Raw genomic sequence first — 15,736 nt, forward strand, 5'->3', positions numbered from 1 at the left:
CTCAGTCCACCAGCGTCCGGCCGGTCAGGTGCAGGAAGACGTCCTCGAGGGTCGAGCGGCGCACCAGGGCGGACAGCGGGTCCAGCCCGCGCCGCGCGACCTCGGACTGCGCTGCCTCGCCGTCGCGGGTGTAGAGCAGCAGGCGGTCGGGCAGGACCTCGATCCGCTCCGCCAGGCCCTCGACGTCGGCCAGGTGGTGGGCGTGGTCGTCCGCGTCGAACCGCAGCTCGAGCACCTCGCGGGTCGAGTGCTGCTCGATCAGCGACCGCGGCGAGCCCTCGGCCACGATCCGGCCGTGATCCATCACCACGAGGCGGTCGCACAGCTGCTCGGCCTCGTCCATGTAGTGGGTGGTGAGCACGAGCGTCACGCCCTCGCGCTTGAGCCGGAACAGCCGGTCCCAGAGCACGTGCCGGGCCTGCGGGTCCAGCCCCGTCGTCGGCTCGTCGAGCAGCAGGATCTTCGGGTCGTTGACCAGGGCCCGTGCGATCGTCAGGCGGCGCTTCATGCCGCCGGACAGCGGCTCGACGAGCGATCCGGACCGTTCGGTGAGCTGGGCGAACTCGAGCAGCTCGGCCGCGCGCCGGCGCACGACCGCCCGGGACAGACCGAAGTAGCGGCCGTAGACCCAGATGTTCTCCTCGACGGTGAGCTCCTCGTCGAGGGTGTCCCGCTGCGGCACGACGCCGAGCTGGGCCCGGATCTGCGGACCGGACCGCGCAGGGTCCATCCCGAGGATGCGCAGGGTGCCGGCGGTCGGCGGGGACACGGCGCCGATCATCTTCATCGTCGAGGACTTCCCGGCCCCGTTGGGTCCGAGGAACCCGAAGGCCTCCCCCGGGCGCACCTCGACGTCGATCGAGTCGACGGCGGTGAAGTCGCCGAACATCTTGACCAGGCCACGGGCCTCGATCATCGGCTTGGTCGGCACAGCAGCGGAGGGCACGGCGAGACGTTACCCCGGCGCGGGGACACAGTCACCGACACACCGCTCCACCGACGAGGATCGGCCGACCTCCTCGACGATCGGCGCACCGACGGCTCAACCTCTCGGCTCGCGGCGGGCCGGCGCCGCCCAGCGGTCGGACTGGGGCACCTGCATCGCGTCGCACAGCGCACGCCACACGGCCTTCGGGTCCTCGCCGGCAGCGAGCGCCTGGACGCACGTGCGGTCCTCCAGGGCGCCGATGACCTGGTCGGTCGCCAAGGTCCGGCCCATCTGCGGCCCGAACACGTCGGTGACCAGCTCCCAGAACTCGCTGTAGCGCACCGGCTCAGCCTGCCATGCGCGTCGCCCTCGGGCAGCCGGGGCCACGATGCGCAGCCGCGGGTCCGCCACGCCCCGCGGCCTCGCGTGTCCGATGCACCGGTCACAATGGCCCGGTGAGCAGAGCGCAGCCCGGCGCCGACCCGCTGGCGGGTTTCTCGGCGGCGACCCGCGCCTGGTTCGACGCCGCCTTCGAGCGGCCGACGGCGGCCCAGACGGGCGCGTGGGCGGCCATCGGGGCGGGCGAGCACGCCCTGGTCGTCGCACCGACCGGTTCCGGGAAGACGCTGGCGGCCTTCCTGTGGGCCCTGGACCGCCTGGCGGTCGGGCCACCGCCCCAGGACGCGGCCCACCGCTGCCGGGTGCTGTACGTCTCGCCGCTCAAGGCGCTCGCTGCGGACGTCGAGCGCAACCTGCGATCGCCGCTCGTCGGCATCCGCCAGGCCGCGACCCGCCTGGGGGTGCCGTTCCCCGAGGTGCGGGTCGGCGTGCGCACGGGTGACACGCCACCCACCGAGCGCCGCGCCTTCGCAACCCGGCCACCGGACGTGCTCATCACGACCCCGGAGTCGCTGTTCCTGATCCTGACCTCCGCCGCCCGCGCGGGTCTCGCGGGCGTCGAGACGGTGATCATCGACGAGATCCACGCCGTGGCAGGGACCAAGCGCGGTGCGCACCTCGCCCTGAGCCTCGAACGGCTCGACGCGCTGCTCGAGACCCGGCGCGAGGCGGACGGCGCCCCGGGGAACCCCGGAGGTCGCGCGATCCAGCGGATCGGGCTGTCGGCGACGGTCCGTCCGGTGGAGGCCGTCGCGCGGTTCCTCGGCGGTGTGCGCGGGCCTGACGACGGCGGCCGTTCGGTCACCGTCGTCCAGCCCCCGGCGACCAAGGAGATCGAGATCCGGGTCGTCGTCCCGGTGCCCGACCTGAGCGACCTCGGTGCCCTCAGCGGTCCGGGCCGGCAGCCGGGAGCAGCCGGCCGCCGGGCGTCGACCGAGGGCGACCTGACCGGCTCGGCCGCGGGCGGCCCGGCCCGGCGGTCGATCTGGCCGCACGTGGAGGAGCGGGTCGTCGACCTGGTCGCGGCCCACCGCTCGACGCTGGTGTTCACCAACTCCCGACGTGGCGCCGAACGCCTGACGGCGCGGATGAACGAGGTCTGGGCGGAGCGTCTCGGCGCCGACCTGCCCGACCCCGGGAGCCTGCACCCGGCGCAGGTCACCGCGCAGTCGGGCGCAGCCGTCGGCGTGCCGACCTCCGACGCGTCGACGATCCTGGCCCGCGCCCACCACGGCTCGATGAGCCGCGCCGAGCGCACCCGGACCGAGTCCGAGCTCAAGGCCGGCCGGCTGCCCGCGGTCGTCGCGACCTCGTCCCTCGAGCTGGGCATCGACATGGGGGCGGTCGACCTCGTGGTCCAGGTGGGGTCGCCACCGTCGGTCGCGTCCGGGCTGCAGCGCGTCGGCCGGGCCGGGCACCAGGTGGGTGCGGTGTCCCGCGGGGTGGTCTTCCCGACCTTCCGCGGCGAGCTCGTCCCGGCCGCCGTCGTCGCAGAACGGATGCGTGCGGGCCTCATCGAGCGACTGGATGTGCCGGCCAACCCGCTCGACGTGCTCAGCCAGCAGATCGTCGCCATGGTCGCGGTCGACGACTGGACCGTGGAGCAGCTCGCGACGCTCGTGCGCCGGTCCGCCCCGTTCGCCGAGCTCGGTGACGCGACCCTGCGCGCCGTCCTCGACATGCTTGCCGGTCGGTACCCCAGCGAGGAGTTCGCCGAGCTCCGGCCACGGATCGTGTGGGACCGGAGCACCGGTGTGCTGACCGGACGCCCCGGGTCGCTGCGGCTCGCGGTCACCAGCGGCGGCACCATTCCCGACCGTGGCCTGTACGGCGTCTTCCTGGCCACCGGGTCCGAGAGCGGCGACGTCCAGGCGGACCCTGGCATCGGCCCCGGCGGAACCCGGATCCGGGGCGGCAAGCGCGTCGGCGAGCTCGACGAGGAGATGGTCTACGAGTCCCGGGTCGGTGACACGTTCACGCTCGGCTCGAGCACCTGGCGGATCGAGGAGATCACCCCCGACCGGGTCGTCGTGAGCCCTGCACCGGGCCTGCCGGGGCGACTGCCGTTCTGGAAGGGCGACGCGCGCGGTCGTCCGGCCGAGCTGGGCCGCGCCCAGGGCCGATGGGTGCGCGAGCTCGCCGCCCTGCCGGCCGACGCCGCCCGGGCACGGGCCGCAGCGGCAGGCCTCGATCCGTGGGCGGCCGACAACCTGGTCGCGTACCTGACCGAGCAGCGCGACGCGACCGGACAGGTGCCGGACGACGCGACGATCGTCGTCGAACGCTTCCGGGACGAGATCGGCGACTGGCGCATCGTCGTCCACTCCCCCTACGGCGCGAAGGTGCACGCCCCGTGGGCGCTCGTGCTCGCCGCACGGTTGCGCGAACGCTACGGCCTCGACGCCGCTGCGCTGCACTCGGACGACGGGATCGTGCTCCGCCTGCCGGACATGGTCGCCGCCGGTGGCGGGACCTGGGACACCGCGGGCGCCCGCTGGCTCGAGCCGGACGACGGCCCGGCCATCGAGCTGGCCGACCTGCTCGTCGACCCGGACGAGGTCGAGCGGGCGGTGCGCGAAGAGCTGGGCGGCTCGACCCTGTTCGCCGCGCGGTTCCGCGAGGCTGCCGGCCGCGCGCTGCTCCTGCCCCGACGCCGTCCGGACAAGCGTCAGCCCCTGTGGCAGCAGCGGCAGCGCTCGGCGCAGCTGCTCGCCGTGGCGTCGCAGTACCCGCAGTTCCCGATCCTGCTCGAGGCCGCACGGGAGTGCCTGCAGGACGACTTCGACGTCGCGGCGCTGACGGAGCTCATGCGTGACGTGGTGGCCCGCCGGGTGCGCGTCGTCGAGGTCACGACGACGTCACCGTCCCCCTTCGCCCAGTCGCTGCTGTTCGGCTACACCGCCCAGTTCCTGTACGACGGCGATGCGCCCCTCGCGGAGCGACGGGCTGCTGCCCTGACCCTGGACCCGACGCTGCTGGCCGAGCTGCTGGGCCACGGCGGCTCGTCGCAGCTCGCCGACCTGCTCGACCCGGACGCCGTGCTGCGCACCGAGGCCGAGCTCATGGGCACGGCCCCCGAGCGGCAGGCACGGCACGCCGAGGACGTCGCGGACGTCGTACGTCGACACGGACCGCTGACCGACGCCGACGTGGCCGAGCGCACACGGCCCGATGCCCGGGCCGAGCTCACCGGATGGCTGACCGAGCTCGAACGCAGCCGACGGCTGATCTCGGTGCGGCTCGGTCCGGCCGGCGCCTGGCACTGGGCGGCCGTCGAGGACGCCGGACGCCTGCGCGACGCGTTCGGCGTCGCCCTGCCGGTCGGCGTGCCGGAGGACTTCACCGAGGTCGTGCCCGACCCGCTCGGCGACCTCGTCCGACGCCATGCACGCACGCACGGTCCGTTCACCGCGACCCAGGTGGCCGGCCGGTTCGGCATCGGGGTCGCCGTCGTGGCCGAGGTCCTGGGGCGGCTGGAGAGCGCCGGCCTGCTCGCCTGCGGCCGGCTGCGTCCGGACGTCCTGGGCGGTACCGCGGAGGACTACTGCGACACCGAGGTGCTCCGCACGCTCCGGCGGCGGTCGCTCGCTGCGCTGCGGGCCGAGGTCGAGCCGGTCCCGCAGCAGACGCTCGGTGTCTTCCTTCCGCGGTGGCAGGGCGTCGCCGAGCTCGCCGACCCCGGGTTCCTCGAGCAGGACGGCGACCCGGGCGGCACACGTCGGGAGGGCGAGCCGGCCGGCACGCGCGCCGCAGGCAGCGCCGCACGGTCACGAGGCAGCAGGCTGCGCGGCATCGACGGACTGGCTCGCGTGGTCGAACAGCTCGCGGGAGCCACCGTCCCCGCCTCGGCGCTGGAGACCCTCGTCCTGCCGGCCCGGGTGGTCGACTACGCACCGCAGATGCTCGACGAGCTGACCGCCGCCGGCGAGGTTCTCTGGGCCGGCCACGCCCCGCTCGCCTCCCGGGACGGCCTGGTGAGCCTGCACCAGGCCGCGACCGCCGACCTGACCCTGCCGGTTCCCGTCGAGCGCACGGGCACCGTCCTCGACACCCCCGCCCACGAGGCGGTGCTGGCAGCGCTCGTCGGCCACGGCGCGTTCTTCCTCGAGCCCCTGACGGCACGCGTCGCTGAGATCCTCGGTGCTGCGGGCGAACGCGACGCCGACGCCATCGGCTCGCCGCAGCCGTCGCAGAGCCAGGTCGCCGAGGTGCTCTGGGACCTGGTCTGGGCCGGGTACGTGTCCAACGACGGTCTCGCCCCGCTGCGTTCGCGGCTGGGTGCCGGGACCGGGCGGGGTGCGGGTGGGACGGCCCACCCGGCGCGACGATCGGTGCCCCGCGGGCGGTCGCTCGGCAGCCTCGCACTGCGGCCGGCGCGCATCGGCCGGGCGGGCGCGCCGGGTCGCCCGCCGCTCGCGAGCGCGCGGGCCGACGCCGTCGGGCGCTGGTCGTTGCTGCCCGACCGCGAGACCGACCCGACCGTCCGGGCACATGCGCTGGCCGCCCAGCTGCTCGACCGGCACGGGGTGCTCACCCGCGCGGTCGCTCCGGCCGAGGGCATCGGTGGGCAGTTCGGACCCGTCTACCGCGTTCTGGCAGCCCTCGAGCAGGCCGGGCAGGTCCGCCGTGGCTACTTCGTCGAGCACCTCGGCGGGTCGCAGTTCGCCATGCCCGGCGCGGTCGACGAGCTGCGCGTCGACGCCGGCGCCGTGGCCGGCCACGACGGGGTCGGCGACGACGGGGTCAGCACGTCCGGTCCGGAGACGATCCCCGGCCCGACGTTCGTGCTCGCCGCGACCGACCCGGCCAACCCGTACGGCGCGGCACTCGCCTGGCCCGACCAGGGGCCACGGCAGGCCGCGGGTGACGGTGCGGTTCCTGGTGCCGGTGCCGTTCCTGGCGACGGTGCGTCCACTGCGACCTCCGCCCCGGCCGACAGCGTCGCCGCTGCGGTGGTGGGTCCGCCGACAGCCGATGCGGCACGTCACCGACCGGGCCGGAAGGCCGGTGCGGTGGTCGTGCTGGTCGGGGGCTGCCTCGTGCTCTACGTCGAACGCGGTGGCCGGACGCTGCTCTCCTTCGATGCGCGTCCCGCGATGCTCGCGGCCGCGGCCCGCGCCCTGGCCGCGACGGCACGCACCGGGCGCCTCGGCCGGTTGACCCTGTACCGCCTGGACGGGGTGGACCTGCTCGACCGGGTGACCCTCGGCACCCCCGCGGCGAAGGCGCTCGCCGAGGCGGGCTTCGGGACCACGCCACGGGGGCTCCGCCTGCGTCCCGCGTCGGGTGAGCGCTGATGCCGGAGGGCGACATCCTCAAGCGCACGGCCAGGTCGCTCGACCGCGCCCTGACCGGCTCGGTGCTGGTCAGGGCGGAGCTCCGCTGGCCGAGCGCCGCATCGGTCGACCTGACCGGGACGACGGTCATCGGCACCGAGTCCTACGGGAAGCACGTGTTCACCCGCTTCGACGACGGGCGTTCGTTGCACACCCACCTGCGGATGGACGGTTCGTGGCAGATCGCGCGCACGGGTTCCGCGGGCTCGAGCGCGCGCGGGCCCTTCGTCCGGGCGGTGCTGGCCTCGACCGACTGGACGGCGGTCGGCGATCGACTCGGCATGCTCGACGTCGTGGCGACCCGTGACGAGCACACCCTCATCGCGCACCTCGGGCCGGACGTCCTCGGCGACGCGTTCCCGACGGCCGGGCTGCCGGTGGCCCTCGAGCGGTTCGCAGACCGAGGGTCGACACCCGTGGCCGAGGTCCTGCTGGACCAGACCGTCGTGGCAGGCCTCGGCACGATCTACATGGCGGAGTCGCTCTTCGTGCGCCGGCTGTGGCCGTGGACCGCGGGGCGGGACGTGGCAGACCCGGCGTCACTCCTGATGACCGCGCGCGTCCTGATGGAGCGCAGCGTCGTGGCCCAGCATCCGACGGCGACAGGCGACGACAGGCGGGGACTGACCACGTGGGTGCACGGAAGGCTCCGGCAGCCCTGCCGGCGCTGCGGCACCCCGGTCGCCGTCGGCCAGGCACGGGCGGCCCCGATGCAGCGGCCGGTCTTCTACTGTCCGGGCTGCCAGGGCCCGGCGAGGGTCAGCCGACGGGCGTGAGCTCGGCGCGGCGCGACCACGGGCCGTTCTGGTTCCCGCGGCCGAGGTAGGCGGCGAGGTCGGCCGGGACGGTGTCAGGGATCGTGAGGCCCTCAGCCACGGCGATCCGGTCGCTGACCTCACGCAGGATGAGCGAGAGCGGCACGGCGAGCGCGTCGCAGATCGAGCCCAGGAGCTCGGAGGAGGCTTCCTTCTGACCGCGTTCGACCTCGCTCAGGTACCCGAGCGAGACGCGCGCAGCCGACGAGACCTCGCGCAGGGTCCGGCCCTGGCGCTGGCGGGCACCACGAAGGACGTCGCCGATCTCGCGTCGCAGGACGACCATCGGACGACCTCCTTCCATCTGTGCGGATCCGGGTCGACCGACCCCGGCTCGGGCTGCTGCTGCATCTCGCGGTGAACCTGGTCCTGACAGTGTTATCGGCCGAACAACCCCGGAACGTGAACGTCCCGAAGAACTCCTACCGTACCCCGCGGGGCGGACAGCTTCATGGGCGATACGTTCGCGACCGCTTCGCGCGGTGGTCCGGTTCGTCGTCACGTCTGTGCAACGCGGCGGGCCGGGCCGGTGTTCCCGAGGTCCGGGTCGGTCGGCTCAGTGCGGCGGAGCGTGGTGGTCGGTCCCGTGGAGGTCGGTCCCGTGGAGATCGGTCCCGTGGAGATCGGTCCCGTGGTGGCCTGTCCCGTGGAGGTCGTGCGCCGCCCGGCGCAGCGCGAGCGCGAGCGCGGCATCACGTGCTGCGTCCCGCACGCCGGGACGGGAGCTCGGGGTTCCCACCTCCGGGCGGATCGAGACGACCTCGCCGCCCCACGGCCCCTCGACGGCCACGTGGTACGTCCCCGGTGGCTGACCGTCCTGGAGCGCCGGGCCGGCGACGCCCGTCGTACCGATGCCGTAGTCGGCACCCAGACGCTCGCGGACACCGGAGGCCATCGCGGCGGCGACCTGTGGGCTCACCGCGCCGTGCCGGTCGATGAGCTCCTGGGGCACGCCGAGCAGCCCTGCCTTGAGGTCCGTCGCATAGGCCACGACGCTGCCGCGCAGGCAGCGGGAGGCGCCGCTCACCGCGACGATGGCGTCCGTCACCGAACCACCGGTGAGCGACTCGGCGACGGCGACGGTGCGACCGGCGTTCGTCAGGAGGGCGACCAGCCGGCCGGCGTCGCACGGGCCGCAGGGCTCACCGTTCATGCCGCCGCCTGCCGGACGGACCAGCCACGCCTGAGGTAGTCGACCCCGGTCACGACCGTCAGGATGACCGCCACGACGATCACGACCCACGCGACGACTGTCACGACGGGGTGCAGCAGGTGCAACGGGAGCACGAACAGCCCGATGCCGAACGACTGCAGCACGGTCTTCACCTTCCCCCCGTGGGAGGCCGGGATCACCACGTACTGGAGGACGGCGAAGCGCATCACGGTGATGCCGAGCTCACGCACGAGGATGACGACCGTGACCCACCAGGGCAGGTCGCCGAGCCAGGACAGCGTCACGAGGGTTGCGCCGATCAGCAGCTTGTCGGCGATGGGGTCGACGAGCTTGCCCCAGTCGGTGACCTGGTCCAGCCGCCGCGCGAGATACCCGTCGAGCCGGTCGGTCGCCGCTGCCAGGGCGAAGATGCCGGCCGCGACCCATCGCCAGCTCCCTGAGCCGTCGTCGGTCAGCAGCGCTGCGACCACGACAGGGACCAGGAGCACCCGGGCGACGGTCACGGCGTTGGGGATGTTGAGGACCGACGTCCTTGCTTCGACCACGCCCATACCCTACGGTCCGCGACGCGGCCCGAGACCCGGGTGGCACGCCGCGGCGCCGGACGGCCCACCGGCCGGGCCCGCTGGGCGGGGTAATGTCGCGTCTCGTGACGCGCCACTCCCGGTCGGACGCACCGCGACCGGCCCTCGGCCGGGCGCTCGCGGTCGTCGTCACGCTGCTCGTGGCCGGGGCGGCAGGTGCCGCAGCGTTCGCCGGCCTGCCGCTGGCCGCCGGCCACAGCGACCAGCCCGCCGGGGAGCCACGACCGGCCGCGGCCGAGCCGACGCGCAGCCCGACGCCCACCCCGACACCGACACCCACCCGGCCGCCGGACGCCGTCTTCACCCTCGTCGCAGCCGGCGACGTCCTGCTGCACGAGCCGGTGATCGGCTCCGCCCGGACGGCGGACGGGTACGACTTCGCTCCGCTGCTCGCCCCGATCCAGCCGTGGGTCGCCGGCGCCGACCTCGCGTTGTGCCACCTCGAGGTGCCCATCGCGCCGCCGGGGACGCCGACGTCGGGCTACCCGATGTTCGGTGCGCCGGTCGAGATCACCGCGTCGCTGGCCGCCAACGGCTGGGACGGCTGCTCCACGGCGTCGAACCACAGCGTCGACCGCGGGCTGGCCGGCGTGGTCACCACCCTCGACGCCCTGGATGCCGCGGGGCTCGGTCATGTCGGCACCGCGCGCACGGCCGAGGAGGCCGCAGCCCCCGCAGGTGTATGAGCTGGTGCGACAGGAGCAGACGATCCGGGTCGCGCACATCGCCGCGACGTACGGCACGAACGGTCTGCCGGTCCCGGCGGACGCGCCGTGGTCGGTGACGCTCATCGACACGGCCGCGCTCGTCCAGCAGGCGATCGCTGCTCGCGCGGCAGGTGCCGACATCGTGGTGGCGAGCATCCACTGCTGCGTCGAGTACGTCTCCGAGGCCACCGAGGACCAGGTGCGGGTCGCTGCCGAGCTCGCCGCGTCCGGCGTCATCGATCTGGTGATCGGGCACCACGCCCACGTCCCGCAGCCGATCAGCAAGATCGCCGGCGGCCCGCGCGGCGAGGGCATGTGGGTGGCGTACGGCCTCGGGAACCTCATCTCCAACCAGGACGCCGCCTGCTGCGTCGCGCGCACCGACTCCGGACTCCTGATGACCGCAACCTTCCGCAAGCCGATCGACGGTCCGGCGACCGTCACGGGTGTCGAGTGGACGTCCGTGACCGTCGATCGACACGGCGGTCACCTCGTGCAGCCGTTGACCCCGGCCGTGGCAGCGGGGCAGGGCGCCGGGACACTGACACCCGCGGACCTGGTCGCTCGTCAGGCGCGGGTCGTCGAGGCTGTCGGCGTCGAGGCGCCTGAGCGGCTCGGCCCACCACAACCGACCGGACCGGCACCGATCGTCGTCGCCCGGCCGGCGCCGGCCGACCCGGCCGTGCCGGACGTGCCGGACGTTCCCGTCGCACCCGACGCGCCGTCGGCCCCACCCGCGGGCTGAGCACCCCGGCCCAGGTACCGGCGGCCCACGCGTCGGGACCCTGCTACAGGCTCAACCCCGCCACGGGCTCCGACTCCCCCGCACCGAACAGCCAACCCTGCCCGTAGCGCCAGCCGCACCGGCGCAGGAACTCGGCCTGCTCCGGCATCTCGATCCCCTCGGCGATCGTGATCATCTCCATCTCCCTGGCGAGCGCACCGAGGGCCCGGCTCACCCGCGCCGCCGCCGGGTCGTCGGGGATCCCCGCTGTGAAGGACATGTCGAGCTTGACCCCGTTGACCGGGAGGTCACGCAGGTACGACAGGGGCGAGACGCCCGTGCCGAAGTCGTCCAGGAGCACCGGCACACCGGCAGCGCGCAGCTCCATGAGCTCGTGCCGGATGCGGGTGCCCGACGCGACAAGACTCGCCTCCGTGAGCTCGACGACGAGTCGGCCCGGGGCGAGCCGGCAGCGCGCGACCTCCGACAGGAGGCGGGCCACGAACTCGCCGTCGCCGAGCTGGTCCGCCGAGACGTTGACCGAGACCCAGTGCCCGCTCGCCTCGTTGCGGGCCAGGTACGCGGCCGCCTGGGTCACGACGTCGGCTCCGAGCGCCACGCCGAGGCCGGTCTCCTCCGCCGTCGGCAGGAAGGAGCCCGGCAGGAGCAGGCCGCGCTCCGGGTGCTGCCACCGGACCAGTGCCTCGTGGCCCACGACGTCACCGGTGGCCAGGTCGACGATCGGCTGGTAGTGCAGCACGAGCTGGCCGGCGTCGATCGCCCTGCCGAGCTCGGCCGCCGCCCCGAGCCGCGTCGCTGCGGTCGTCGACATGGACGGCTCGTAGACCTCCGTCCGGCCACGACCCGCCGCCTTGGCCCGGTACAGGGCGGCGTCGGCGGCCGCCAGCACGCCCATCGCCCCACCGGCGAGCAGGGTGTGCTCGGCGACGGCGATGCCGATGCTCGCCCGCACCGGCAGGCGGCGCCGCTGGGTGCGTACCGGGTCGCGCAGGCCGTTGTGGATCCCCGAAGCGACCTCGAAGACGACCCGGCCGGCGTCGTTGTCCTGGACGATCACGACGAACTCGTCACCACCGAGCCGGGTTGCCAGACCGCGCCCGGCCGTGGCGGCGCGCAGCACGCCCGCGACGTGCACGAGCACCTCGTCGCCGGCGGGGTGCCCGTACCGGTCGTTGATCTGCTTGAACTCGTCGAGGTCGATCACCAGGACCGCCACCCGGCCGGCGGCGTCGGGCTGCTCGAGCGCGGCCTGCAGCGCCTCCTGCATCATCGCCCGGTTGGCCAGACCGGTCAGCGGGTCGTGCATCGCCCGGTGGGACAGCATCTCGGACTGCATGCGCGACTCGGTGATGTCGCGCACCTGGGCCACGAAGTGGTCCGGCACGCCGTCAGGCGTCCGCACGAGCACGACGTCGAGCACGGCCCACACAGCCTGCCCGTCCGCCCGGCGGTACTGCTTCTCGAGGGTGAACCGGTGGCCCTCGCCGGCCAGCAGCCGCTGGATGTGTGCCCGCTCGGCGGCGCGGTCCTGCGGGTGGGACAGGGCCGACATGTCCCGGCCGATCAGGGTGGCCGGCTCTGCGCCGAGGAGCTCGGCGAACGCCGCGTTGGCCTGCTCGATGCGCCACTGCGGGTCGGCGAGCACCATGCCGATCGGGGCGTTCTCCATCGCCGCCTGGAACTGCTTCTCCGAGCGGGCAAGGGCCGCGCGGATCTCGCGTGGCCCGGTGACGTCGGCCAACGCCGTCAGCAGCTCGTGACCGCCGTCGGCGGTCGGGACCGGGCGGGTGCTCACCTGGACCCAGCGCACCGGCGCACCGGTGGCCGGCGCTGCCCCGACCACGAACGGGACGAGCACGGGTCCGTCGACCATCCGCTCGTCGGGCACCGCGTGCCGCCGGGCGAACACGGCCGCCGACTGGACCTGCTCTCCGGCGTCGTTGACCCACCGCACCGGCAGCTCGTCGATCGCGCGGCCGACGAGGTCGTTCGGCGCGGCGTCGAGCACCCTGGCCGCGGCGTCGTTGACCGCGATGACCCGACCGGCGTTCGAGTGCAGCACGATGCCGTCGCGGCCGGCAGCCATCACCCCGGCGAGCCGCCGCGCCAGCGCGACCGACGCCCCGTGCTGCTCGGCCAGCACGCGGCTCGCGGACCGCAGCCGGAGCCCCACGACGACCAGGACCACCAGGAGGAGGACCGCCGCAGCGATGGCCAGGTTCGCGGCGCCGGTCAGTCCCCCTGTCGAGCCCATCGCTCACCGTCGGAGTCGTCGTCGTCGCCCTCTGCCTGGTCGAAGACGTCCGGCTCCGGGTCACCGCGCAGCATGGCGAGCGTCCCGGCCAGGTCGTCGGGCGCGACGAGCACGTCGCGTGCCTTCGACCCCTCGGACGGACCGACGATCTCGCGCGACTCGAGCAGGTCCATCAGCCGTCCGGCCTTGGCGAAGCCGACGCGCAGCTTGCGCTGCAGCATCGACGTCGAGCCGAACTGGGTCGTCACGACGAGCTCCGCTGCCTGCAGGAGCAGGTCGAGGTCGTCGCCGATGTCCTCGTCGACCTGCTTGCGCGTGGCGACCACGGCGACGTCGTCGCGGTAGTTCGGCTTGAGCTGCGTCTTGACGTGCGCGACGACGGCGTGGATCTCGCTCTCGGTGACCCACGCACCCTGCACGCGCATCGGCTTGGCGGCACCCATCGGCAGGAAGAGCGCGTCACCCTGACCGATCAGCTTCTCGGCACCTGGCTGGTCGAGCACGACGCGCGAGTCGGTCAGGGAGGACGTCGCGAAGGCGAGCCGGGACGGCACGTTCGCCTTGATCAGCCCGGTGACGACGTCGACGCTCGGACGCTGGGTCGCCAGCACGAGGTGGATGCCGGCGGCCCGCGCGAGCTGGGTGATCCGCTGGATCGACGCCTCGACGTCGCGGGGCGCGACCATCATCAGGTCGGCCAGCTCGTCGACGATGACCAGCAGGTACGGGTACGGCGCGATCTTGCGCTCGCTGCCGGGCAGCGGCTTGACCTTGCCGGAACGGACGCCTGCGTTGAAGTCGTCGATGTGCTTGTAGCCGAACATCGCGAGGTCGTCGTAGCGCGACTCCATCTCACGGACGACCCACTCGAGGGCCTCGGCAGCCTTCTTCGGGTTGGTGATGATCGGGGTGATCAGGTGCGGGATGCCTTCGTAGACCGTCAGCTCGACCCGCTTGGGGTCCACCAGGATCATCCGGACCTCGTCCGGCGTCGCGCGCATCAGGATCGAGGCGATCATCGAGTTCACGAAGCTCGACTTGCCCGCGCCGGTCGCACCGGCGACGAGCAGGTGCGGCATCTTGGCGAGGTTGGCCACGACGTAGCCGCCCTCGACGTCCTTGCCGACCCCGATCATCATCGGGTGCTCGCTGCGCCGGGCCGCCGACGAGCGCAGCACGTCACCGAGCGAGACCGTCTCGCGGTCCGCGTTCGGGATCTCGATCCCGATCGCCGACTTGCCCGGGATCGGCGAGAGGATCCGGACGTCGGCGCTGGCGACCGCGTAGGAGATGTTGCGGCTCAGCGCGGTGACCCGCTCGACCTTGATCCCTGGGCCGAGCTCGACCTCGTAACGGGTGACCGTCGGACCTCGGCTGAAGCCGGTGACCTGGGCGTCGACCTCGAAGCTCTCGAGCACGCTGGTCAGCGCCTCCACGACACGGTCGTTCGCGGCCGACCGCACCTTGTGAGGCATCCCCTTGGCGAGGACCTCCTCGGGCGGCAGCGTGTAGATCACCTCACCGCCGAGCATCGGCTGCTCACCCCGCGGTACGCCGGACGTGCGCGGTGCGGTGAGCTCCTTGCCGGCGGCCGGCAGGACGGTCGTGGCGACGTCGTCGGTCAGGCCGAGCGCGTCGGCCCCGTCGACGACGACGGCACCCGGGTCGTGCGCGACGGCCTCGGTCAGGGCTGCTGCCTCGAACGCCTCGTCCCCGGCGAGGGCGCCGATGGCGGGCACCGTCCCGCTGTCGGCCGCCCGCTTGCGGCCGAGGCCCAGGCGCCCGCGGCCGACGCGGTGTCCGGCCGTCTCCTGCTCCTGCGCGAGGGTCGGCCGGTCGGCGATGCTCGGCTCCTCCGGTTCGGCGTGCCGGCCGCCGGTGAGCCACAGGTACCCGGCGCGCAGTCGCTGGCCGACCATGTGCACCGGGGTCGCGGTGAGGACGAGCACGCCGAAGATGCCGAGCAGCACCAGGAGCGGGACGGCGACCCAGGCCGTGACGAGGGTCTCCAGGGGGGTGCCGATCAGGTAGCCGACCACACCGCCGGCCGCGCGGACCGGCCCGAAGCCGTCGCTCGGCGACGGGAGGTCGTCGGCGATGTGCACGAGCCCGCACACGGTGGCGACGATCGCGCTCAGGCCGATACCCATCCGCCCGTTCGCCTGGACACGGTCGGGGTGGCGCATCAGGCGGAACGCTGCGGCGAGCAGGAACAGCGGCACGGCGAGGCCGACGACGCCGAACGTCCCGGCGACGACGGCGTGGATGACCTCGCCGGCGGAGCCGGACAGCGCCCACCACTCACGTGCGGCGACCACGACCGCGAGGCCGACCAGGGTGAAGGCAAGGCCGTCCCGGCGGTGGGCAGGGTCGAGGTCACGCGCCCCGCGCCCGATCCGGCGGGCCGTCCCGCCGACCAGGTGGGCGCCGCCCATCCACGCACCACGGACCAGCCGCGCGGGCAGCGAACGGGGCGCCGGTGCCTTGCTGCTCGACGACCGGTTGCCCGGGCGCGAGGAGCCGCCGCCCCGCGGGGCCGCGGAGCGTGCGGACGCGTTGCGCCCCGTCGCGGCTGACCGGGGAGCGGACGTGCGGGTCGCCATGCTGCCAACGTACCTGTGCTCTCCGGCGTGTCCGCGCAGGCGCGACCTGCCCGTGTCGTCCGGTGCAGCCGTCGGCAGCGGTGAACCAGCCGGGCGGCCACCCGTTCCGAGCTCCACCCGGTCACCCCCCGACGAGCGGTCCGGCCCCGGTTCGCAGCGTGAACAGCGTTACAGAACACTGTCCGTAAACC

11 protein-coding genes are annotated in these 15,736 nt (G+C 74.0%); 4 read left to right on the plus strand and 7 right to left on the minus strand.

Translation table 11 applies throughout. From position 1 onward, the window contains the following. Window position 1 precedes the first annotated feature (1 nt). The gene (locus tag K415_RS0119780; RefSeq protein ID WP_029664223.1) at window positions 2-916 is read right to left on the minus strand and encodes an ABC transporter ATP-binding protein; all 915 of its coding nucleotides are present in this window, start codon (window positions 914-916) and stop codon (window positions 2-4) included. A 126-nt stretch (window positions 917-1,042) separates the two neighbouring features. Next, window positions 1,043-1,270 carry a DUF3046 domain-containing protein gene (locus tag K415_RS0119785; protein WP_024288760.1) on the minus strand — a complete coding sequence of 76 codons (228 nt, stop codon included), beginning with the start codon at window positions 1,268-1,270 and terminating at the stop codon, window positions 1,043-1,045. A gap of 14 nt (window positions 1,271-1,284) precedes the next feature. Here K415_RS0119785 and K415_RS22255 point away from each other — a divergent pair, with 14 nt between their 5' ends. Together K415_RS22255 and K415_RS0119795 are read left to right on the plus strand one after the other, a co-directional pair. Then, on the plus strand, window positions 1,285-6,624 hold the full coding sequence (locus K415_RS22255; RefSeq protein ID WP_081785119.1) for a DEAD/DEAH box helicase: 5,340 nt from the start codon (window positions 1,285-1,287) through the stop codon (window positions 6,622-6,624). Next, entirely contained in the window at window positions 6,624-7,439 is an 816-nt protein-coding gene (locus K415_RS0119795) for a DNA-formamidopyrimidine glycosylase family protein (protein WP_024288762.1), read from the plus strand. The genes K415_RS22255 and K415_RS0119795 overlap by 1 nt, the downstream gene beginning before the upstream one ends. On the opposite strand, the gene K415_RS0119800 is transcribed toward K415_RS0119795, so the two are convergent. The 3 genes from K415_RS0119800 to pgsA all read right to left on the minus strand — a co-directional run bounded on the left by K415_RS0119800 (window position 7,423) and on the right by pgsA (window position 9,203). Next, a complete protein-coding gene (locus K415_RS0119800) occupies window positions 7,423-7,764 on the minus strand; it encodes a helix-turn-helix domain-containing protein (RefSeq protein ID WP_024288763.1) in 342 nt (113 codons plus the stop codon). The genes K415_RS0119795 and K415_RS0119800 overlap by 17 nt on opposite strands. Before the next feature lie 270 nt (window positions 7,765-8,034). Further along, window positions 8,035-8,631: a CinA family protein gene (locus K415_RS0119805; protein ID WP_155859536.1), complete on the minus strand. Its 597-nt coding sequence runs from the start codon at window positions 8,629-8,631 to the stop codon at window positions 8,035-8,037. Next, the gene (gene pgsA, locus K415_RS0119810; RefSeq protein ID WP_029664226.1) at window positions 8,628-9,203 is read right to left on the minus strand and encodes a CDP-diacylglycerol--glycerol-3-phosphate 3-phosphatidyltransferase; all 576 of its coding nucleotides are present in this window, start codon (window positions 9,201-9,203) and stop codon (window positions 8,628-8,630) included. The genes K415_RS0119805 and pgsA overlap by 4 nt, the downstream gene beginning before the upstream one ends. Window positions 9,204-9,301: 98 nt before the next feature. On the opposite strand from pgsA, the gene K415_RS24950 reads away from it, so the two are divergent. Continuing rightward, complete coding sequence (locus K415_RS24950; RefSeq protein ID WP_255347162.1) at window positions 9,302-9,922, plus strand: CapA family protein; 621 nt, start codon at window positions 9,302-9,304, stop codon at window positions 9,920-9,922. A gap of 4 nt (window positions 9,923-9,926) precedes the next feature. Beyond that, window positions 9,927-10,688, plus strand: coding sequence for a CapA family protein (locus K415_RS24955; protein WP_255347163.1), 762 nt, complete (start codon window positions 9,927-9,929; stop codon window positions 10,686-10,688). 43 nt (window positions 10,689-10,731) lie between these two features. On the opposite strand, the gene K415_RS0119820 is transcribed toward K415_RS24955, so the two are convergent. Beyond that, window positions 10,732-12,942, minus strand: coding sequence for a bifunctional diguanylate cyclase/phosphodiesterase (locus tag K415_RS0119820; protein ID WP_024288766.1), 2,211 nt, complete (start codon window positions 12,940-12,942; stop codon window positions 10,732-10,734). Further along, window positions 12,921-15,545, minus strand: coding sequence for a DNA translocase FtsK (locus K415_RS0119825; protein ID WP_024288767.1), 2,625 nt, complete (start codon window positions 15,543-15,545; stop codon window positions 12,921-12,923). Before K415_RS0119825 ends, K415_RS0119820 begins: the two co-directional genes overlap by 22 nt. Between the last annotated feature and the right edge of the window lie 191 nt (window positions 15,546-15,736).

It is taken from the genome of Cellulomonas sp. KRMCY2 (assembly GCF_000526515.1).
In the GTDB taxonomy this organism is placed as follows: domain Bacteria; phylum Actinomycetota; class Actinomycetes; order Actinomycetales; family Cellulomonadaceae; genus Actinotalea.

Coding starts and splice junctions, on each gene's coding strand:
- K415_RS0119820 (WP_024288766.1), bottom strand. CDS start 12,942: ATGGGCTCGACAGGGGGACTGACCGGCGCCGCGAACCTGGCCATCGCT.
- pgsA (WP_029664226.1), bottom strand. CDS start 9,203: ATGGGCGTGGTCGAAGCAAGGACGTCGGTCCTCAACATCCCCAACGCC.
- K415_RS0119795 (WP_024288762.1), top strand. CDS start 6,624: ATGCCGGAGGGCGACATCCTCAAGCGCACGGCCAGGTCGCTCGACCGC.
- K415_RS22255 (WP_081785119.1), top strand. CDS start 1,285: ATGCGCGTCGCCCTCGGGCAGCCGGGGCCACGATGCGCAGCCGCGGGT.
- K415_RS0119825 (WP_024288767.1), bottom strand. CDS start 15,545: ATGGCGACCCGCACGTCCGCTCCCCGGTCAGCCGCGACGGGGCGCAAC.
- K415_RS0119800 (WP_024288763.1), bottom strand. CDS start 7,764: ATGGTCGTCCTGCGACGCGAGATCGGCGACGTCCTTCGTGGTGCCCGC.
- K415_RS0119805 (WP_155859536.1), bottom strand. CDS start 8,631: ATGAACGGTGAGCCCTGCGGCCCGTGCGACGCCGGCCGGCTGGTCGCC.
- K415_RS0119780 (WP_029664223.1), bottom strand. CDS start 916: ATGATCGAGGCCCGTGGCCTGGTCAAGATGTTCGGCGACTTCACCGCC.